This window comes from Marcopretia estuarina LEGE 06307, from assembly GCF_056633115.1.
Window position 1 is genome coordinate 397454 of the sequence record NZ_JBSJOY010000001.1, and the last position, 19659, is coordinate 417112.

Below are 19659 nucleotides of genomic sequence, written 5' to 3' on the forward strand. Positions count from 1 at the left end.
CGCGCAGCTCCGGGTTCAGAGCTCGTCTTCCACGCCCGGCAGCACGGTGCAGTCGCTCATCGGGTAGCTGACGCAGAGCAGGGCGAAACCCTGGGCGATCTGGTCGTCGTCGAGGAAGCTCTGATCGGATTGATCCACGCTGCCGGCCAGGATCTTGCCGGCACAGGTGCTGCAGGCACCGGCACGGCAGGAGTACGGCAGGTCGATGCCCTGCTCTTCGGCGGCATCAAGGATGTACTGATCGTCGGGGCAGTCGAAGGTCTTGCCGCCCTCGATCGTGATCGCGTAGGTGGCCATGGTGAGGTCGACGTGGATGACCCACTGGATTTAGGGAGCCGATCGCGGCGCGGATGTGCGGGCGGCTACGGATTGCCGTGGTGTGTGCGCTTGCCGGCAGCGGCATGAACGCATGTGGTGGCATGAACACACGGCCGGGCCCGGCTGGCTCCTGATGGGCCTCCTGCTCTTTACATGGAAACCCGTGTGGAGGGAGTGGAGCGTGATCAGGGTTTGGATCCCGGCGGAGCGGAGCCCCAGCGAACGACGGGTGGCCGCGACGCCGGAAACGGCCCGCCGCCTTGCGGACAAGGGCTGCGCGGTGGCGATCGAGAGTGGGGCCGGCCAGCAGGCGGGCTACGGCGACGACAGCTTTGCGGCCAGCGGCGCGGAGGTCCTGCCCGCCGGAGCCGCTGAAGGCTGGGAGAGCGCCGATGTGGTGCTCACGGTGGCGCCACCGCGGCTGGAAGCCGAGGGCGGCCCCGGCCATGTGGAGCGTCTGCGCTCCGGCAGCCTGCTGATGGGCCTGCTGGAGCCTTACCAGAACCGCCCCCTGATCGAGCGCCTCTCCCACCAGGGCGTGTCGGCGCTGGCGCTGGAGCTGCTGCCCCGCATCAGCCGCGCCCAGACGATGGATGCCCTCTCGTCGCAGGCCAACATCGCCGGCTACAAGGCGGTGCTGCTGGCAGCGGCCGAGCTCGATCGTTTCTTCCCGATGCTGATGACCGCCGCCGGCACGGTGCAGCCGGCCAAGGTGGTGGTGCTCGGCGCCGGCGTGGCCGGCCTGCAGGCGGTGGCCACGGCCCGCCGCCTCGGTGCCGTGGTGAAGGTGAGCGATGTGCGGCCGGCCGCCAAGGAGCAGGTGGAATCGCTCGGTGCCCGCTTCATTGATCCGCCTGAACGCGATGCCCCCGGTGAGGCCGGCGGCTATGCCCGCGAGGCCGGCCTGGCCTTCCTTGAAGCGCAGCGCCAGCAGCTGGCCGTGCACCTGGCCGAAGCCGATGCCGTGATCACCACGGCGCTGGTGCCAGGTCGGCCGGCACCGCTGCTGATCACCGAACAGATGCTGGCCGTGATGCGGCCCGGATCGGTGGTGGTGGATCTGGCGGTGGGTCAGGGCGGAAATGTGGCCGGCAGCCAGGCCGACACCACCGTCGAGATCGGCGGGGTGCGGGTGATCGGCGCCGGCCAGCTGCCGGCCTCGGTGCCGCAGCACGCCAGTGCCCTGTATGCGCGCAATGTGTCGGCGCTGCTGGAGCAGCTGCTCGTCGACGACCTGCTCACCATTTCCCCGGAGGACCCCCTGTTGGACCCCTGTCTGATCACCCACGCCGGCGCCTGCCGCCGCCCCGACCTCTGGCCCGCGCTGGTGGAGGTGGCGGCATGAGCGGCGTTCTCAGCGGCACCGAAGCGCTCTGGGTGCTGGTGCTCGGCAGCCTGCTCGGGCTGGAACTGATCGGCAAGGTGCCCCCCACCCTGCACACCCCGTTGATGTCCGGCGCCAACGCCATCAGCGGCATCACCCTGCTGGCGGCCCTGGTGCTGATCGCCGAGGCGCCCACACCGGCGCTGCGCCTGCTGGGCGCCACTGCGCTGGGCTTTGCCCTGTTCAACGTGGTCGGGGGCTTCCTCGTGACCGACCGGATGCTGGCCATGTTCAAACGCAAGGGAGCGAACTGATGGGTGAACTGACGCTCGAACTCGGGGCCGTGCTGCTTCTGGCCCTCGGCCTCAAGGGCCTGGCCAAGATCCGCACGGCACGGGCGGCCAATGGCCTGGCGGCCCTGGCCCTGCTGCTGGCGGTGGCCGGTCTGCTGCTGCAACAGGGTTTTGACGGGTGGCCGTGGATGCTGCTCGGTCTGGGAGTGGGCGGCGGCCTCGGCGCCCTGCTTGCCTTCAAGGTGGCGATGACCGCCATGCCAGAAACCGTGGCGCTGTTCAACGGCTGCGGCGGCCTGTCGTCGTTGCTGGTGGCGATCGGCGCTGCCCAACTGCCCACGCCGCTCGACCTGCTGGGTCAGGTGTCGGTGTTGGCGTCGGTGCTGGTGGGCGCCATTACCTTCAGCGGCTCGCTGGTGGCGATGGGCAAGCTGCAGGAATGGCTGGGCACCCCCGGCTGGACCCAGAAACCCCAGCGCCACGCGATCAACATCACCCTGGTGGTGGCCTCACTGGTGTGCTGCGGCCTGGTGCTCAAAGGCATGGCGGTGGCGCTGATCCCGCTCACCGTGCTTTCGCTGCTGCTGGGCGTGGGCCTCACCCTGCCGGTCGGCGGCGCCGACATGCCGGTGGTGATCTCACTGCTCAACTCCTATTCCGGTGTGGCGGCAGCGGCGGCTGGCTTCGTGGTGGGCAGCGAGCTGCTGATCGTGGCCGGCGCCATGGTGGGGGCGGCGGGCCTGATCCTCACCCAGGTGATGTGCACGGCGATGAACCGTTCGCTCACCTCGGTGCTGTTCGGCGGAGCCATGGGGGCAGCGCCGGCGGCCGGCGCCGATGGTGCCAAGGAGGAGGGGTACAAGAACGTCACCTCCTGCAGCGCCGAGGAATGCGCGCTCACGCTGGAAGCGGCCGAGCGGGTGGTGTTCGTGCCGGGCTACGGCCTGGCGGTGGCCCAGGCGCAGCACAGCCTCAAGGAGCTGGCCAAGTTGCTGGAGCAGCAGGGCATTGAGGTGAGCTATGCGATCCACCCGGTGGCCGGCCGCATGCCGGGCCACATGAATGTGCTGCTGGCTGAGGCCGATGTGCCCTACGACCAGTTGATCGAGATGGATGCGATCAACCCGGAATTCCCCCGCACCGATGTGGTGATCGTGCTGGGCGCTAACGACGTGGTGAACCCCCGCGCCAAAAGCGATCCCGGCAGTCCGCTTTATGGCATGCCCGTGCTGGAGGTGGATCAGGCCCGCTCGGTGTTCGTGGTGAAACGCAGCCTGGGCTCCGGCTACGCCGGCATTCGCAACGACCTGTTCGAACTCCCCCAGACCTCGATGGTGTTCGGCGACGCCAAACAGGTGCTGCAGACCCTGCTGCAGGAACTGCGCGCTCTGGGCGTCGGCAAGGTGCCGGCGGGGGCTGGGGCGGGGCGCTGAGGAGCAAGAGCTCGCTTCCTGCTACCACAGCAACATCCGAGAGAACAGATGGCTCTGATTGCGTTTCTTCCTTTGCGGGAGAAACCCTTCTGCCGAGCTGTCTGGCTCACTTCGTTCGGCCCCAACCAAGAATGCAAGAAATCACGCCGCTGTTTTCTTGCATTCAGTTGTATTTGAGTAACATCTGACAGACATTGTCATAACGATGAAGGCGACATGAGAAGGTTCTCATTGTTGAGTCATCGGGTAGATAGGCCGATAACTTTGTTGAGTGTTCCTCCTACTTGAGAACTCGACATGACAACCCTCACTGTTAGTGGTGATCGTCTCGGCGAAGCCCTGCAATTTGACTCCAATGCTTCCACAACCAGCGTCGAAGTAGGGCGTGTCTGGTTCAGTGCCACCGATACGGTGCGGATCACCTTTGCTCCCGCCAGCTTCAACGCCCAGACCGGCGCTCTGATCGGTGGCGCTGGTGCCGTCATCGGTCTGACTGTCACCACCGCCGCTGGACAGGTGACCACCTTTGGAGTCTCCAGTGCGAATGCATTGGATGTGGATCCAGATCAATCGAAGAATGGTGCCGACTTCTTCTATATTTCCGAATCGCCTGCTGTTGGTGTGGGTGGCGCCTATGCCGGCTTGCAGCTGGAGAAAATTCTGGTTTCTGATCAGCCGCTCACGGCAGCCAGCCTCGTTCCCTTCAACAACACGGGTGGCTATCTCCCCACCACTGGTTCGGTCACGCCGCCATTGCCTCAACTCACCGGAACAGCCGGCGATGACGTGCTCACGGGCACCGCTGCCGGCGACACCATGAACGGCCTGGATGGCAATGATGCGATCCGTTCCCTTGGCGGAAACGACATCGTTTTCGGTGGTGATGGCAACGACATCATCGATGGTGGCGCCGGTGCCGATCGCCTCAACGGCGATGCCGGCAATGATCTGCTCTGGGGCGGCGGCGGTGCCGACCAACTGGTTGGTGGTGCCGGCGATGACCTGATCGACGGCGGCCTGCAAAATGACAGGCTCACGGGTGGCGCAGGGGGTGATGTGTTCATCTTCGGCGCTGGCGATACGGTGATCGACTTCAGCCGCGTACAGGGAGACCAGATCCACTTCGCGGCCTCACTGGGCCTTTCCGAAGCGTCGATCAACATCAGCACCACGTCCCAGGGCACCCAGCTCTCGTTTGCTGGCTCCTCTGGAAGCATGCTGCTGCAGGGGTACTTCGGCGGCTTTGATCCCGGAAACGACTTCAAGTTCGATTACGTGCCGACCTTCGATTTCATCTGACCTCATCGATCGTGATGATCACCCGTCAGGCTGTTGGCCTGGCGGGTTTCTTCCTGCATTCACTGCTCACGCTTTGTTCAGTGCTCTGAACGGGGCTGTTTCAGCTGTGTGTGTCGGCGTCAGTCCAGGCTCAACGCCAGTGCGAAAGCATCGCTTCCAGCAGCGGTGCTGCCTTACCTTTACTGCTCAATTCCGTACACGTTGGAAGGTCACATGCCGCAAGCGGGGTTCTTTGGTGAGGTTCGCACGCGGCTGTTGGTGTTCTATGCCGTGATGCTGTCTGTGCTGATTGGTCTGACGGTGCCGCTCAGTAAGCATCTGCTGCTGCTTGAGCTGCATCAGCGTGAGCAAACCAGCCTGGGCGAGAGCATTCAAGACTTCGAGCACTACATGCGGCCATTGCTTACCGCCGAAGCGGCTCCTTCCAGCCCTGAGCTTGCCGGGCACATGAAGAGTTTTCTCACGAAGATCCTTCCGGAAGACGACACCTTCTTCATCTTGATCATCAATGGAGAGTTTCAGCGCTCGAGCCCAGTGGCTCTGCCTCACCCCATGCGGCCGGGATCTGTCTTGATGCAGCAGTGGGAAGCCACCACAAAGCTTGCTTCAGGCAAGGTGGATGAAGCTGATCCAGAGGTGGGAACCATTCTGTATTCGGCCGTTCCTGTTGAAGTGGATGGCCGGGTGCAAGCTGTGTTCGTGGCGGCACGTACCACTGCCGGCGAACTTGCTGAGGTTGGCGATTTCACCTCCATCTTGATTCAGATTGTTGTTGGCATTCTGATCACGTCGCTGTTGTTTCTCTGGATTCTTTCCAAGGCGGTGCTGGCTCCCCTCCAGCTGCTGGCCAGCACCACGCGTTCGATCACGGCCACGAATCTCAAGCAGCGTTTGCCCGTTACCAGCAGAGGCGAACTGGGGGACATCACCCTCAGCTTCAACGCCATGATGGACCGCCTGGAAGCCTTAATCATTTCCCAGAAGGAATTCATCCAAGATGCGGGGCATGAATTGCGCACACCAATCACTATCATCAGGGGCAATATCGAGCTGCTTCTTCAGGACGATGATGAGGAGGCTCGCCGTGAAACGGTACGCCTCGTGCTGGATGAAGTGGACCGGATCGCCAGGCTGGTTGCAGAGCTTTCACTGCTGGCCCAATCCCAACGCCCTGAATTCCTTGTGCTCAGTGACCTTGATGTGCATCGCTTCACCCAGGACATCTACCAGAAGGCCAGGATTCTCGCCCCGCGCCGCTGGTCGTTGGCATGCACGGCCCAGACAATGATGGAGGCCGATGAACAACGCCTCACCCAGTGCATGATGAACCTTGCACTCAATGCCACCCAGCACACCAGTGAATCTGATCGCATTGAGCTGGGCTCCTCCCTCGCTGCCGATGGCTCCATCCGCCTCTGGGTCTCAGACAGCGGTGAGGGAATCCCTGAGCGCATCCAGCCGCAGGTGTTCAAACGCTTCTTCAAGGGCAGAAGCCGCACCCAAGCTGAGCATCATTCGGGTCTTGGTCTGTCGATCGTCAGGGCTATCGTGAACGCCCACCATGGCCGGATTGAACTCCTCAGCCAGCCAAACCGCGGCACGACCTTCACATTGATCTTTCCCGCACGGCAACCTGTGCTGCTGCGTGACTTTTCACCTGAGCCATGGCCTGCATCCTGATCGCCGAAGACGAGCCACGCATCTCTCGCTTCATTGAAAAGGGGCTGCGGGCTCAGGGCTACGACGTGGTGCACACGCCATCCGGTGATGGCGTGGTCGACATCCTTTCTGCCTCCCCCATCGATCTGTTATTGCTGGATCTCGGCCTTCCGGGCCTTGATGGCACCATTGTTCTCGAGGCGATGCGGGGTCAGGGCATTGAAACCCCGGTGATTGTTCTCACCGCCCGCGATGATCTCAGCACCAAGGTGGCCAGCCTGGATGCTGGCGCTGATGATTACATCACCAAACCCTTTCGCTTTGATGAATTGCTGGCGCGCATCCGTGCCCGTCTGCGCACGTCCTCTGCTCGCCTGGCTCAGGCTCCGAATGCGCAGACGCTTGAGCTTCAGCACTGCGGCATCACCATGAACCTGCGGGCACGCCAGGTGTTCCTCGAGAGTTTTCCCGACCCTATCGACCTCACGGATCGTGAGTTCCGTTTGTTGGAGTTGTTGCTCAGCAACCCGCTGGCCATCCACAGCCGCGAGCAGATTCTCGACCATGTCTGGGGCTATGGCCACGATCCCCAGTCCAACATTGTGGATGTCTACATCGGTTATCTCCGTCGCAAAATCGATTCCCGCCGCATCGAAACGATCCGTGGGATCGGCTACCGCCTTTCAAGCCGCTGAGATCACCCATGCCTTGGCTCAGGACTTTGCTGCTCGATGTGGTTGGCCACCAGATTGTTCCTGCCTGCACCTGAGCTGGCCGCTGTTGTACGGCATCCCGACGCTGTGCGCCTCCCATCCGTTTGTCAGCCGCCACAACTGGGCGGCACGGCGAATTGGCAGTTGGTCATCCTCCTGCGTTTGCTTGTTCCTGCCGCTCGCCGTCATGGCGTCCTTGTCGCTCTCCTCATCTGGCGCAACGGTTCCGATGCCACCAGCCGCTCTGAGGCCCTCAACCCCAAGGCCTCTCCACCCTCGGGCGTGCTTGGTGGCTCCCTCTAGGCTTGGGGCACCATGCGAGCCGCTCCGATCACCCTTCTGACCCACCCAGCTCCGGGACAGGAGCAACCCAGCGGCGGTCGCCGCACGCCACCCATCCGTCGCCTTCAGGCAGAGGAGCAGGCACCGCAGCAGCGGCCTGTGCTGACGGACCTTCCCGATGCCGGCGTCTCCTTTGATTCGCTTGGTCTCTCGGAGCCGCTGCTCAAGGCGATCGCGGCCAAGGGCTACACGGTGCCGTCGCCGATCCAGCTGCAGTCAATTCCAGCGGTGCTCGCTGGCCACGATGTGATGGCGGCTGCCCAGACAGGCACCGGCAAGACCGCCGGTTTCACCCTGCCGATGCTGGAGCGGCTTCAGCACGGCCCCCACGCCCGCAACAACCAGGTGCGCTCCCTGGTGCTCACGCCCACGCGCGAGCTGGCGGCCCAGGTGGCGGAAAGCGTGCAGGTCTATGGGCGCTATCTCGATCTGCGCAGCGATGTGGTGTTCGGCGGGGTGAAGATCAACCCGCAGATGCAGCGCCTGCGCCGTGGCGCCGACGTGCTGGTGGCCACTCCGGGGCGACTGATGGACCTCTATCAGCAGAACGCCATCCGCTTCGATCGGCTCGAAATCCTCGTGCTTGATGAAGCCGATCGCATGCTCGACATGGGCTTCATCCGCGACATCCAGAAGATCCTGGCCTTGCTGCCGCCGAAGCGGCAGAACCTGCTGTTCTCCGCCACTTTCAACCCCTCGATCCGCAAATTGGCTCAGGGGTTGCTGCACAACCCGGTGCAGCTGCAGGCCACGCCCGAGAACAGGGCCGCTCCGCTGGTGGAGCAGGTGATGCATCCCTGCGACATGGCCCGCAAGGCTGATCTGCTCACCCATCTGGTGCGCCAGGGCGATTGGCGGCAGGTGCTGGTGTTCTCGCGCACCAAGCACGGTGCGAACCGCCTGGCCGATCGCCTCAACCAGGAGGGCCTCACGGCCATGGCCATCCATGGCAACAAGAGTCAGGGGGCTCGCACCCGGGCGCTGGCCACCTTCAAGAGCGGCGAGCTGCGTGTGCTGGTGGCCACCGATCTGGCTGCCCGCGGCCTCGACATCGAGCAGTTGCCCCATGTGGTCAACCTCGACCTGCCCAACGTGGCCGAGGACTACGTGCACCGCATCGGCCGCACGGGCCGTGCCGGCCAGAGTGGCCATGCCATCTCCCTGGTGGCCGCCGAGGAGCATGAGCTGCTGCGGGCGATCGAGCGGATGATCGGCAACCCACTGCCGCGGCTGGAGATCGCCGGGTTTGAGCCCACCATCCTCTCGGCCCCGCCGCTGGATCTCAGCGGTGGGCGGGGCAAGGGTGGACGCCGCTCCGGCGGAGGTGGCGGTGGCCGGCCTGATCGTCCCCCCACCCGCTCCCGCCGGCCGGCGCCCGGCTCCGGATCTGCCGCCGCCCCGGCGCGGGCCCGTACCCGTCGCCCCTAAACCCCCTGCTCAAGCCTGCAGCCCAGTCAACCGGCTCAGGCCGGTGGCGGTGGCGGTGGTGCCGGCCGAAACAGGCTCATCAGTGCTTCCAACGAGGCCGCTACTTCTCCGCTCGGCTTCCGTGCCGGCAGGGTGAGGCTCTCGATGCTCACATCGCTGAGCGCCAGTCCGACAGCTGCAAAGCTGCTGCGGCACCTCTCCCCCGTGTCGCTGGCCAGCATGGCCAACGATGGCTCCTCCCGCGCTGGGCCAAGGACGCCATCGTGGATCACCTGCCGCAGCTGGCTGGAGATGCCAAGCAGGTGCGGGGCCAGCAGCTCAGTCACCGGTGCAGCCGGCCGTGACGGGCCCTCGATCAGCTGGCGGGCGCCCACGGTACGTAGCACCAGCAGCGGGTCCAGGCACTGGATCGCGCAGAGCCCGGAGGCGCTGAAGGTCTCCGGCGAGGGAGCCACCGGACGGAGCGCAGTGGCGACCATCGGCTGCGCACGTCTCTCACCCCAGGGCAGGGCCGTGAGGGGGCGCAGGTCCACCACGTGGATCTGGGCATTGAAGAAGCTGCCTTCCTGCCCCGGCAGGTCGATCAACCCCGCCAGCTTCGGCAGCGACTGGCGCCGCAGCTGATGGCGGCCCGTGAGGAGCACATCGGCCAGCTGATTCCCCACGGCGAACACCGCGGCCTGATCGGCTTCCACCTTCAGCCAGGTGCCCACCCGCAAAGGTGCCTGCGCATGATCCAGGGCCCACAGCAGCGGATCGTTGCGGCCCCCGTTCTCCATCGCTGCTGCCGGTTCCTGCGCATTCACCGCCGCTCCGGCTCCCTCCATCGCGCCTGTCCTGTCCGCTCGTGGCGTCACTGTATGGAAAGACGCCCGGCCTGAGCACCAGATCGAAAGGCGCCTGGCCTGAGCACCAGCGGAACCGCGCTCAGCTCCTGCCGAGCGACCCCTCTGGAGCAGACCCTGCCCCCTTCTCACCCAGCCGGTCACCCGCTTGCAGGCCCAGCTGCTGGAGCAGGGGCTGGCCGCTGGCCGCCTGTTTGCCCTCCAGCTGGGCACTGCGCAGCAGCAGCGGGCAGCCGCCGGTGCCCAGCACCAGCCCCACGCCTGGCAGCAGAGCCAGCACCTCACCGGGTCTCCCTTGCTGCTCAGCCACGCCGGTGGCCAGCGCCCGGACGTCGGCGCTCAGTTGCTCCGCCAGCCTGGCCACCAGCGGCTCGGTGGCGAGCAGCTTGAGCCGCTTGCCCGCCAGCGTGGTGGTGGCGCCGGGGTACAAGCCCATCACCTGGCGGTGGATCGCCAGCGCCGAACGGCTCCAATCCACCGCGAAGTCCTCCTTGCGCAACAACCGCGCCAAGCGCACGCCGTCGTCGCCCTGGGGCCGCAGCCCCAGCCGCTGCCAGCGCTCCGGTTCGGTGCCAGGACCGGCGGCCTCGATCCTCGGCATCGCTTCCACCAGCAGGGTGGCGGTGAGCGGACTGAGCCGGGCAGCCAACTGCTGGGCGTTCTCGAGCAGGCCGATCGGCAGACGACCTTCCAGCAGCACCGGACCCGTGTCGAGGCCGGCTTCCATCGCCATGATCCCCACCCCCGTCTCCGCGTCGCCTTCCATCAGGCACCACTGGATCGGCCCGGCCCCGCGCCAGCGGGGCAGCAGGGAACCGTGGCCGTTCCAGCAGCCCAGTGGCGGTTGCTGCAGCACCTCGGGCGGCAGCAACTGGCCGAAGGCCACCACCACCGAAAGGTCGGCGCCGAGGGCTGCCAGCTGCTGCTGCACCTCCGGTTCGCGGCGGATGCGGGTGGGCGTGAACACGGGCAGCCCCAGCTCCAGGGCCCGGGCCTTCACCGCCGACGGCTGGGCCGCCGCCCCCCGGCCACGTCGCCGGTCGGGCTGGCTGACCACCCCCACGACCGTGTGGCCGGCAGCCACCAACGCCTCAAGGCTGGGCACGGCGTAGGCCGGCGTGCCCCAGAACAGAATCTTCACAGGGACGTGGGCGGGTGGATCAAACGGGGCCGGTGCCGTTCAGGCGTCGCCGGTCACGGACAGGCCTTCCACCCACACGTGCGGGCAGAGGCCATCGGGGGTGAGCTTGGCTTCCCCTTCAAAGCCGAGGATGCCCTTGAGCACAGCCCGGATGTCACCGGCCACGGTGGCCGCTTCGATCGAGCGCGCTTCGCCGTTGCGGATCAGCCAGCCATCAAACGGCAGTGAGAACGATCCCTGGCTCGCCTTCACACCGGCGTGCAGTGCCGAGAGCGAATCGATCCACACCACGCCGTCGGCAGTGTGGCGATCCAGGCCGCTGGCGCCGCCGGAGGAACCGGCGCTTGGCCCCACCTCGAACCAATGCGGCCCCACCGACACCTTGGCGCCCAGGCCCGCATGGCCGGTGGGCTCCACCCCGAAGGCGCGCGCCGTGGCTTCGGAATGCAGGAAGTGGCGCAGCACGCCCCCTTCCACCAGGGCCAGGCGCCGCACGGGCGTGCCTTCGCCATCGAAGTTCGAGGCGCCCACATTGCCGGGATGCAGGCCGTTGTCGTGGATGGAGAGAAATGGCACCGCCAGGGCGCTGCCGAGCGCGTCGCGGTTGCTGAGGCTGACGCCGTCGAGCACGGCCCGGGCATTGAACAGGCTGCTGAAGGCGCCGATCAGGTCGAGGAAGGCTTCCGGCGAAAAGATGCAGGTGTAGTGCCCTGTCTGGATCGGGGCGTAATCGAGATGGGCGATGGTGCGCTCGGCCGCTTCGGCGATGCAGCCGGCCACATCCAGCTGCTGCAGGCCGTAGGCCAGGCGCACGGCGCCGCTGCTGCGGGGTTTGCGGCCCTCCTCTTCACCGCGGGCATAGAGGTAAAGGCTGGCGGTGGTGAGCTTCTGCTCGCGGCAGGCGCCGGCACTGTTGAGGTAGAGGCGCTCGCTGCTGCGCTGGGCCAGGCCGTTGTAAGGAACGGTGGTGATGGCGGCATGGCGGCCGAGCAGGTCGCGCTCCGCTTCCCGCAGGGTGTCCAGCAGCTCGAGGATGCCGCGTGGCTCCACCAGGGGCTGATCGAGCGGTTCGAGCGGGGCCGTGGCCAGCGGCGAGAAGGCCGGGATGTCGTCGGCGTTGCCGTAGGCACTGGCATCGCGGGCACCGCTGAGGGCACGGGCCAGGCCGGCGGGAGAGAGGTCGGAGGTGCTGGTGATGCCCACGAGGCCATCCCCGTTCCAGACCCGGACGGTGATGGCGCTGCGCTGGGCGCCCTTCAGCTGCTTGGCTTCGCCGCGGTCCACCTGCACGGAGGTGTCGGTGCTGCAGGCGGCGCCCAGATCCCAGCGCTCGATGCCCAGGCCCTGGGCCAGGCCGCTGAGCTGCTCACTGAGGGCGTGGGCGTCGAGGCCCAAGGTGGTTCCCGCTGTGGTGGTGCTCATGATCAGCGGCCTCCCACGGTGATGGCATCCACCTTGATGTGCGGCTGCCCCACGGTGACGAAGATGCTGCCGCTCACCGAACCGCAGAAGCCGGCTGCCAGCTCCAGATCATTGGCGCACATCGAGAGCCGGGGCATCACCTCTTTGGCTTCACCGATCAAGGTGGCTCCTTTCACGGGCTTGCCGAGGCGACCGTTCTCGATCAGATAGCCCTCCTCCACCGCAAAGTTGAACTGGCCGGTGGGGCCCACGCTGCCGCCACCCATCGATTTGCAGTACAAGCCCCGATCGACCGATTCGATCAGTTGCTCCGGGGTGTGCGGCCCGGCGGCGATGTAGGTGTTGCGCATGCGGCTGGCGGCCGCGAAGGCGTGGCTCTGGCGCCGGCCGCTGCCGGTGCGGGGGTGGCCGGTGCGCAATTCACCGGCGCGGTCGGAGAGGAAACGCTTGAGCACGCCGTTCTCGATCAGCACCGTGCGTTGGGGCGCCATGCCCTCGTCGTCCATCGACAGGCTGCCGAAGGCGCCGTCGCTGAGCCCCTCGTCGATCGCCGTCACGGCGCTGTGGGCGATCGGAGCATCGATCCGATCGGCAAAGGGGGTGGTGCCCCGCTCCACCTGGGTGGTTTCCAGCAGGTGCCCGCAGGCCTCATGGAAGATCACACCGCCGAAGCGGTTGGCAAGCACCACGGGGTAGGTGCCCGCTTCCACATACTCGGCATGCAGCATGGCCTGGGTGCTGGCACACAGGTCGAGGGCGGCCGTCTGGGCATCCCACTGGCGCAGATCGTCCGGGCGGTCGGTGCTGCCATAACGGCGGCCCTGGCTGGCCCGGTGCTCCCCGTCGGCGGCCAGGGCCGTGAGCCCCACCGACTGGTGCAGCCGGATGTCGCGGGCGAAGGTGCCATCGCTGGCGGCCACCATCACCTCCTGCCAGTCGCGGGCGTAGCTGCCGCGGCGTGCCTGCAGGTGTTGGCCGTGCTGTTCCAGCAGGGCGGTGCCCTCCAGCAGCCGGTCGGTGCTTTCCGCCAGGGTCGGGCAGGCAATCAGCCAGTCGCCCTTGGCGAGGGCGTAGTCGCGCAGGTCGGGCAGCCCGTCGAAGCCGCTGATGCCGTTGCTGTTGACCGTGAGGCCCAGCATGCCCAGGGCCTGCTCCAGCGCCACCATCAGGCCCCGCTCACTGAGGTCGTTGGTGGAGACAAAGCCATCGCGCTCGCCGCGGAACACGCGCACACCAGCGCCGCGGCCGAAGGCCGGGCTCACGCTGGTGATGCGGTCCTGCTCAGCCAGCAAGCCGATGTGGTCAGTGCTCTCCAGGAACACCTCCACCAGGCTGGCTCCAGCGGCGCGTCCTGCAGCCAGCAACGGCTCCAGGCGTTGACGCCAGCTGAGGTCAAAACCTTCGAGCGCCAGCAAGGGGCGAGCAGTGGAAGCAACCAAGGAAGTCGGCCTGATCTTGGTGGCTCAGGCTAACGGCGAGGCCGCAGGCACGGGATGCCTCAGCAGCTTCGCTGCCAGGGAACCCCCCCAGAGATTTGCTGGGTTGGCTAGGCCCCTGGCCAGGCACTTCAAACGGCTGAGGATCAGCGCACAGCCGGCTGGAAGGCCTCGCTGCGAATCGGAGCCATGAAGAACAGCTTCGCCATTTCGAGGCCGTTGGCGGCCCAGAAGGGCAGCTTGCGCAGCACCTTGAGCGGAGCGATGGCGGGGGAGGCATCGGCGGCGCTGAGGGCCTGGTTGTTGCCCACGATCCGCTCCAGCCGCTCATAGAAACGTGGGTGCTCCACGTTGAGCACCACGGGGAACACCCGGGCGGAGGTTTCGTTGGTCTTGGCGATCACGTACTTGTCGTAGGCGCGGGCATCAAGGCCAAGGGCTTCGTAGAACTCCTTGCGGGCCACGTCACGGACGTACATGGTGGCGAACACAGCCAGCAGGAAGAAACGGCACCAGAGGCGCGCCTGCAGGCCACGCACGGTGTCCGGCTGGGCCTTCATCAGAGCGTCGAAGAAGTCGCCATGGCGATTTTCGTCCTGGCACCAGTTTTCGAAGAAGTTGAAGATCGGGAAGATCTTGCTGTCAGGGTTCTTCTCGAGGTGGCGGTAGATGGCGATGTAGCGCCAGTAGCCGATCTTCTCCGAGAGGTAGGTGGCGTAGAAGATGAACTTGGGCTTGAAGAAGGTGTATGACTTACTGGCTGTGAGAAAGCCCAGATCGAGCTGGAGCCCGAAGTCGCCCATGGCCTTGTTGAGGAAGCCGGCATGGCGGGCCTCATCCCTGGCCATGTGGGCGAAGCATTCGGCCAGAAGCGGGTTCTTGGCTTTGATGCGGCGGCTCAGCTCCTTGTAGAGCAGGAAGCCGGAAAACTCCGACGTGCAGCTCTGCTCGAGAAACTCGACGAACACACGGCGGGTGTCGGGATCGAGCTTGTCGGCGGCGCCGTCGAATTCGCCGTTACGAACGAAGTGGTGGCGGTTGTAGTCCTTGCGGAACTCTTCGCAGATCGCCTCCAGCTCCACTTCGTTGGGCCGCAGATCCATCGCCGCCATGGCGTCGAAATCTGTGGTGTAGAACCGCGGGGTGAGGATCGTGTCCTTGACCGGATCCTTGAAGGCCGGTGCGTGGTCGTTCGAAGCGGCGACGGGAGCGCTGGGTGCGGCGGTGGGAGGCACCATTCTGGCGTCGAGGCAGGCGATGCAGGCATCGTAAGGGCCATCCGAGCCGAAGGGGCCCAGTTGTGACGCTCCAACAGATCGAGCCGTGATAGAGGCTCAACGCTGTGTCTCCAATGGGGCGGCGTGCTTGAGGTACCGGCCGGGCCCGGTGCGCTGGCCTCAGTTGGGCCCGAGCCACTTCTGCCCGTTGAGCCGTGACACAACCCTGGACACCAGCAGGGGCAGGGTGGCTTTGCGTTCATCGATCAGGAACGACTCCAGCAAGGTGGGTTCGCTACCGGATTCGGCCAGGCTGAAGGTTTTGGGGCCGTGGATGTCGGTGGTGGTGAAACACAGCCAGAACCGCCGGCCCCGGGGCATGCACCCTTTCACCACCCAGCAGTCGCTACCCACAACGGGCATCGGCGCCTGCTCAAAGCTCAGCTCCGGCGATGGCCCGCCGTAGGCCTGCATTTCCTTGGCCAGTGCCGGCAGGAAGATCTCCGGCACGAACTCGGCGAACGGCTTGTCCTCCACTGCCGGGGGCTTGGCTTTGGCGGCCGGCTTCTCCGCGGCTCCCACGGCAGATGGCGTGGGGGCGGCTCCGTTGGGTTCGCTCACCGGCACGGGGATCTGGAGTTCAGGTCTGGGAACTTTAGGGGCGGTGCCGTCCGGCTGGTTCACCAGTCGTCGCTTGGTGGCGCCTCCCAGCCATCCGCACCGGCATCTCCTGCGGTGGCTGCAGCAGAAGCTCCGGCAGCGCCCATTCCTGGATCAGCGCGGCGGATCACCCGAAACGGGACGGCCACGGTGGGGGCAGGGTCTCCAGCGGCGCGAACAGGGCCGGCCGCTGCTGCGTCAAACGGGCGCCCGCGCCCGGACCCCTCAACGGGTGCGTCGCGGCGCCGCGACGGCTCGCTGCGGGGCAGGTCCCATGGTTCCTGCTGGGCTGGCGGCTCCAGACCCCTGCGTTGCCGCTGAACGACGACCCGGTACTGACCCTTGAGCGCCAGCGCCGTGGCACCCGCGCTCAGGGCGGCGCCACCACCGGCTGCTGCGGCGATCCACAGACCGATCGGCAGCGCCGGTGAGGTCCAGATCAGCAGCCGCAGGCTGGTGGCTGGCCGCGGGTTTAAGGCACCCACCAGCAGCACTGCCAGCAACGGGGCGAGCAGTGGCAGCAGCAGCAGGCGTTGCAGCACGGCGGGTCTCAGGTGGGGAGCGCCAGCTCGACCGGACCCTGCCACCGGCGCAGCTCACCGAGCTCGAACCCCAGCGAATCGAACACCCGGATCACCAGGAAATCCACCATGTCCTCCAGGGAGCGGGGCTGCTGGTACCAGGCGGGAATCGGCGGAGCGATGCGGGCGCCGGCCTCCGCCAGCTGGGTGAGGTTGCGCAGGTGCACCAGGTTCCATGGCATCTCCCGCGGTGCGATCACGAGTGGCCGGCCCTCCTTGAGGTGCACATCGGCGACCCGCTCCACCAGGTCCAGCGCGACACCGCTGCTGATCCGTCCGACCGTGCCCATGCTGGCCGGCAGGATCACCATGCCGCGGGTGCGGAAGCTGCCGCTGGCGATCGCCGCCGTCTGATCGTTCCAGCGATGACAGCGCAGCGGCCCATCGGCACAGCCCGTGCGCTGCAGCCAGAACGCCGTCTGGGCCTCAGGCTCGACGGGAATGCGCAGGCCCTGCTCCGCCAGCCAGACGGTGATGGCGCCGCGGCTGACGATCAGCTCCACGGGCTGGCCCGCCTGCAGCAGCAGCTGCAGGGCCCGCTCCGCCAGCGGCATGGCGGACGCGCCGGAGACCGCCAGAACCACCGGGTCCATCGCTCAGGCCTCCGTGTCGGTCTCGGCGTCGATGCCGTCCTGACCGTCGGGGCCCGCGCCATCTTCAGCGCCGGTATCACCGCTGAAGTGGCCTGCACCGCCCAGCTCACTGCCGCTGCCGTCGTCGTCCGGCAGGATCGCCGCCAGATCGATCTGATGGCGCAGGGCGTCCACCTTGAGGATGGTCACCTCAACGGCGTCCCCCAGCATGTAGGTGCGGCGGTTCTTGCGCCCCACCAGCCGGTTCTGGCGGGAGCGGTATTCGTACCAGTCGTCCTTGAGCGAGCTCACGTGCACCAGCCCTTCCACCAGGGACGGAGGGATTTCCACGAAGAAGCCGTAGCTCTGCACGCCGCTGATCACACCGGTGAGTGTCTCGCCCACCAGGGGTTCGGCGGCGCGGGCCTGGGCCATCGCCAGCAGGTCGCCCTGGAGGTCGGCGACGAAGCGGGCCCGGCCATTGAGGCGCTGCAGCAGGGACACGCTGCGGGATTGCTGCAGCTCGGCCATCTGGCTCGGCGGCAGCAGCGGCCAGTCGATCTGGCCGTGGCAGGCATCGGAGGCCAGGTCGACCCGGGTTTTATGGCGCACGCTGGGGCGATCCTTGCCCTCGGTGAGCAGCAGCACCAGCACCTGCTGGTTCCACAGATCGGCGTAGGAGGAGGTGGCCAGGCACCAGGGGGCGTAGGCCTGCGTTTCGCCGGCGAGCAGGTTGGGCCCCGGCTCCAGGCTGATCTGCACGGGCCTGAGTACCTCGCTGAGCTGGTGCTGCAAGCCGCGGCGGCGTTCGCTGGCGGCGAAGATCGTGGCCAGCACGCCGGGAGCGGGGGCATTGCCCTCGTCGTCCAGGTCAAGGGGGACATCGAGGGCCAGGGCGGCCTTGGCCACTTCGTTGATTTCCGCCGGATCGGGCGCCGCCTGCACCGCGAACAGAGCCGGCAGCTGCAGTGCCTGCAGGTGATGACCCAGGGCGCGGCCGGCCAGCAGCACCACTTCCCGCAGCAGCGCCAGCGGCTGGGTGGAGGGAAGGGTGATCATCCAGCCGCGGTGGCACTCATCGGGTTCGGGTGTGCGCAGATCACCGAGCACGTCCAGCGGGGGGAAGGGCAGATCGAGATCGACCGAGCCGGCCGCCAGCCGCTGCTCCTGCAGCCCACGACCCACCGCCATCAGGCGTTCCAGGTCGGGCAGGACGGTTTTGAGCGCCTTGAGCGAGGTGGGCACCGTGCGGGCCTTCGGCTTGCGGTCCGCCAGGGCCTCCAGGGCAGCGGCGTCCACTTCGGCGTCGGGGCGGATGGTGGTGAGGGCGAAGCGGTAGTGGCTCAGCTGCCCTTCCGACGTGATCGTCAGGGCCACCGATACGGCGGCGGCGGATTCGCCGGTCCGGAAGGCAGTGGCCTTGGCGAGCGCCGGGCTCAGCAGCGGCAACCAGCGCTTGCCGAGGCAGTAGGCCGAACTCTGCTGGCGCAGCCACTGGTCGGTGGCGCTGCCGGGCGTGATCCGCTCGGCCACGGCGGGGCTGTGGATCCAGACCCGCAGGCCTTCGTCGCTTTCCTCCAGGGAGAGGGCCGGCAGTTCCGGCGCCTCCGCTCCCTGCCAGGGCCGCAGCAGCAGGGTGGGCAGACCGGTGAGGTCGGTGCGGCCCTTGTCGTTGGGGCTGCGCAGGCTGGCGCGGGGGGCGCTGGCCCGTTCGCGCAGGCCATGTTTGGTGAGCAGCAGATCCAGGTCTGCCTCCTCGCCCCCTTTGATCGGCAGACGCCGGGCCACATGGCCCTGGGGAGGGAACTGGGCCACCGGGTAGCGATCGAGCCGCACTTCCACCACCGATTCGGCCGCGGGGTCGAGGTAGACGGCATCGTCTGCTGGCAGGGCCACGGTGGTCAGCAGCCGGTCGTCGAGGGGCACGGCCACCAGCCGGTCGTCCTGTTGCTCCACCTGAGCCAGCAGGCTGGCAGTGGCCCGCTCGAGGATGCATTGCACTCCGCCCTCCGGGGAGCGACGGCGCCCACCCTCCCGCGTGATCCGCACCAGCACGCGGTCGCCGTTCCAAGCGTGATTGAGCTGGTGGTCGCGGATGTAGATGTCATCGCCTCCGTCTTCGCGCAGGGCGAAGCAGAACCCCTTGCTGGAACAGCGCAGCCGGGCCTCGATCAGGCTGTCGTCGGCGCGTCGTGAGATGCCGGCCTCGTTCGCCTCGAGCAGCCCCACTTTTTCAAGGCCTGCCAGGGCGATGCGAAGGTGTTGCTTGTCGGGCGTGAGGCTCAGACCGAGCGCCTTCTCGAGCTGCTCGACCGGCAGAACATCGGATTCGGGCAGGTGGTCGAGCAGGTCAGCGACCGAAAACTTCATCGGAGCAGCGGGGAGAGACAGGGTTGGAGCCAGGAACGGGGATAGAGATGGCGGTTCCCGGGGCGTGCAGCGGAGCCCCCGGGAACTGGCGTCTTAGCAAAGACTTTACGAAGCCTCCTGCCGCACCCGGATCAGCAGGCGGCTGCCGATCACCAGGAACCCCAGCGAGGCGGCCAGCTGCAGGGCGGCCGGCGGGATCAGCGAGGAGAGAGACCCCCCGGCCAGGGCTCCCAGCAGGCTGGCCAGCACCAGCGCACCGGCACTGCCGAGAAACACCGCCAGGGTGTTGCTGGAGGTGCCGCTGATCGTCACGATCGTGAGCTGGGTTTTGTCACCGAGTTCGGCCACGAACACCGTGAGAAAGGTGGAGGCCAGCAGCGGAAGTTGCATCGGATTGAGGGGGTGGACGGCAGGACCGGAATTCCAGCGGCTTGGTCAGGGGGAGTGTTCGCTCAAACGGAGGGCGCTCCACCCGGGCCAACTGAATCTGTGCGAAGAACAACCAAGGAGACGATCACTCAAGCAGTGGATCAACCGAGAGCGGATCACCAAGGAGTGGATCGGCCGGGATTGATCAACCAAGCAGTCGATCCATCCAAGGGGAGA

General features: G+C 66.6%; 18 protein-coding genes. 7 read left to right on the forward strand and 11 right to left on the reverse strand.

Translation table 11 applies throughout. The features are described 5' to 3' along the window. Positions 1 to 15: 15 nt before the first annotated feature. Complete coding sequence (locus ACWJI3_RS01995; protein ID WP_094510704.1) at positions 16 to 297, reverse strand: 2Fe-2S iron-sulfur cluster-binding protein; 282 nt, start codon at positions 295 to 297, stop codon at positions 16 to 18. Positions 298 to 499: 202 nt separating this feature from the next. On the opposite strand from ACWJI3_RS01995, the gene ACWJI3_RS02000 reads away from it, so the two are divergent. The 7 genes from ACWJI3_RS02000 (at position 500) to ACWJI3_RS02030 (ending at position 8809) form a co-directional block, all read left to right on the forward strand. After that, on the forward strand, positions 500 to 1663 hold the full coding sequence (locus tag ACWJI3_RS02000) for an NAD(P) transhydrogenase subunit alpha (RefSeq protein WP_233132774.1): 1164 nt from the start codon (positions 500 to 502) through the stop codon (positions 1661 to 1663). Further along, complete coding sequence (locus tag ACWJI3_RS02005; protein WP_094510703.1) at positions 1660 to 1956, forward strand: NAD(P) transhydrogenase subunit alpha part 2; 297 nt, start codon at positions 1660 to 1662, stop codon at positions 1954 to 1956. The genes ACWJI3_RS02000 and ACWJI3_RS02005 overlap by 4 nt, the downstream gene beginning before the upstream one ends. Continuing rightward, positions 1956 to 3368: an NAD(P)(+) transhydrogenase (Re/Si-specific) subunit beta gene (locus ACWJI3_RS02010; RefSeq protein ID WP_480202677.1), complete on the forward strand. Its 1413-nt coding sequence runs from the start codon at positions 1956 to 1958 to the stop codon at positions 3366 to 3368. Before ACWJI3_RS02005 ends, ACWJI3_RS02010 begins: the two co-directional genes overlap by 1 nt. Positions 3369 to 3665: 297 nt before the next feature. Next, entirely contained in the window at positions 3666 to 4667 is a 1002-nt protein-coding gene (locus tag ACWJI3_RS02015; protein ID WP_094510701.1) for a calcium-binding protein, read from the forward strand. A gap of 165 nt (positions 4668 to 4832) precedes the next feature. Next, on the forward strand, positions 4833 to 6347 hold the full coding sequence (locus tag ACWJI3_RS02020; RefSeq protein WP_480202678.1) for a sensor histidine kinase: 1515 nt from the start codon (positions 4833 to 4835) through the stop codon (positions 6345 to 6347). Then, positions 6332 to 7021: a response regulator transcription factor gene (locus ACWJI3_RS02025; RefSeq protein WP_480202679.1), complete on the forward strand. Its 690-nt coding sequence runs from the start codon at positions 6332 to 6334 to the stop codon at positions 7019 to 7021. Before ACWJI3_RS02020 ends, ACWJI3_RS02025 begins: the two co-directional genes overlap by 16 nt. 333 nt (positions 7022 to 7354) lie before the next feature. Continuing rightward, entirely contained in the window at positions 7355 to 8809 is a 1455-nt protein-coding gene (locus ACWJI3_RS02030) for a DEAD/DEAH box helicase (protein ID WP_233132773.1), read from the forward strand. A gap of 35 nt (positions 8810 to 8844) precedes the next feature. Here ACWJI3_RS02030 and ACWJI3_RS02035 read toward each other — a convergent pair whose 3' ends face one another. From ACWJI3_RS02035 to ACWJI3_RS02080, 10 genes are all read right to left on the reverse strand, one after another. Next, positions 8845 to 9636 carry an SPFH domain-containing protein gene (locus ACWJI3_RS02035; protein WP_480202680.1) on the reverse strand — a complete coding sequence of 264 codons (792 nt, stop codon included), beginning with the start codon at positions 9634 to 9636 and terminating at the stop codon, positions 8845 to 8847. A gap of 100 nt (positions 9637 to 9736) precedes the next feature. Further along, positions 9737 to 10795 carry a methionyl-tRNA formyltransferase gene (locus ACWJI3_RS02040; protein ID WP_480202681.1) on the reverse strand — a complete coding sequence of 353 codons (1059 nt, stop codon included), beginning with the start codon at positions 10793 to 10795 and terminating at the stop codon, positions 9737 to 9739. Between the two features lie 39 nt (positions 10796 to 10834). Continuing rightward, positions 10835 to 12217 (reverse strand): TldD/PmbA family protein, encoded by a 1383-nt coding sequence (locus tag ACWJI3_RS02045; protein WP_480202682.1) that lies wholly within the window; start codon positions 12215 to 12217, stop codon positions 10835 to 10837. 2 nt (positions 12218 to 12219) lie between these two features. After that, positions 12220 to 13656 carry a TldD/PmbA family protein gene (locus ACWJI3_RS02050; RefSeq protein ID WP_480202683.1) on the reverse strand — a complete coding sequence of 479 codons (1437 nt, stop codon included), beginning with the start codon at positions 13654 to 13656 and terminating at the stop codon, positions 12220 to 12222. 143 nt (positions 13657 to 13799) lie between these two features. Then, positions 13800 to 14891, reverse strand: a complete 1092-nt coding sequence (gene acsF / locus ACWJI3_RS02055; RefSeq protein WP_480202684.1) for a magnesium-protoporphyrin IX monomethyl ester (oxidative) cyclase — start codon at positions 14889 to 14891, stop codon at positions 13800 to 13802. Positions 14892 to 15050: 159 nt separating this feature from the next. Further along, positions 15051 to 15491 carry a DUF2996 domain-containing protein gene (locus tag ACWJI3_RS02060; protein ID WP_480202685.1) on the reverse strand — a complete coding sequence of 147 codons (441 nt, stop codon included), beginning with the start codon at positions 15489 to 15491 and terminating at the stop codon, positions 15051 to 15053. Positions 15492 to 15550: 59 nt separating this feature from the next. Continuing rightward, complete coding sequence (locus tag ACWJI3_RS02065) at positions 15551 to 16072, reverse strand: hypothetical protein (RefSeq protein WP_480202686.1); 522 nt, start codon at positions 16070 to 16072, stop codon at positions 15551 to 15553. Positions 16073 to 16080: 8 nt separating this feature from the next. After that, positions 16081 to 16704 (reverse strand): flavin prenyltransferase UbiX, encoded by a 624-nt coding sequence (locus ACWJI3_RS02070; RefSeq protein WP_094510694.1) that lies wholly within the window; start codon positions 16702 to 16704, stop codon positions 16081 to 16083. A gap of 3 nt (positions 16705 to 16707) precedes the next feature. Then, complete coding sequence (locus ACWJI3_RS02075; RefSeq protein ID WP_480202687.1) at positions 16708 to 19053, reverse strand: RNB domain-containing ribonuclease; 2346 nt, start codon at positions 19051 to 19053, stop codon at positions 16708 to 16710. Positions 19054 to 19158: 105 nt separating this feature from the next. Next, positions 19159 to 19443 (reverse strand): TMEM165/GDT1 family protein, encoded by a 285-nt coding sequence (locus ACWJI3_RS02080; RefSeq protein ID WP_255099363.1) that lies wholly within the window; start codon positions 19441 to 19443, stop codon positions 19159 to 19161. Positions 19444 to 19659: the final 216 nt, after the last annotated feature.

Bases quoted from the DNA above. Each gene is read 5' to 3' on its own strand.
- ACWJI3_RS02075 (WP_480202687.1), bottom strand. From the start codon at position 19,053: ATGAAGTTTTCGGTCGCTGACCTGCTCGACCACCTGCCCGAATCCGAT.
- ACWJI3_RS02045 (WP_480202682.1), bottom strand. From the start codon at position 12,217: ATGAGCACCACCACAGCGGGAACCACCTTGGGCCTCGACGCCCACGCC.
- ACWJI3_RS02025 (WP_480202679.1), top strand. From the start codon at position 6,332: ATGGCCTGCATCCTGATCGCCGAAGACGAGCCACGCATCTCTCGCTTC.
- ACWJI3_RS02080 (WP_255099363.1), bottom strand. From the start codon at position 19,443: ATGCAACTTCCGCTGCTGGCCTCCACCTTTCTCACGGTGTTCGTGGCC.
- ACWJI3_RS02070 (WP_094510694.1), bottom strand. From the start codon at position 16,704: ATGGACCCGGTGGTTCTGGCGGTCTCCGGCGCGTCCGCCATGCCGCTG.
- ACWJI3_RS02010 (WP_480202677.1), top strand. From the start codon at position 1,956: ATGGGTGAACTGACGCTCGAACTCGGGGCCGTGCTGCTTCTGGCCCTC.
- ACWJI3_RS02005 (WP_094510703.1), top strand. From the start codon at position 1,660: ATGAGCGGCGTTCTCAGCGGCACCGAAGCGCTCTGGGTGCTGGTGCTC.
- ACWJI3_RS02030 (WP_233132773.1), top strand. From the start codon at position 7,355: ATGCGAGCCGCTCCGATCACCCTTCTGACCCACCCAGCTCCGGGACAG.
- ACWJI3_RS01995 (WP_094510704.1), bottom strand. From the start codon at position 297: ATGGCCACCTACGCGATCACGATCGAGGGCGGCAAGACCTTCGACTGC.
- ACWJI3_RS02035 (WP_480202680.1), bottom strand. From the start codon at position 9,636: ATGGAGGGAGCCGGAGCGGCGGTGAATGCGCAGGAACCGGCAGCAGCG.
- ACWJI3_RS02015 (WP_094510701.1), top strand. From the start codon at position 3,666: ATGACAACCCTCACTGTTAGTGGTGATCGTCTCGGCGAAGCCCTGCAA.
- acsF (WP_480202684.1), bottom strand. From the start codon at position 14,891: ATGGTGCCTCCCACCGCCGCACCCAGCGCTCCCGTCGCCGCTTCGAAC.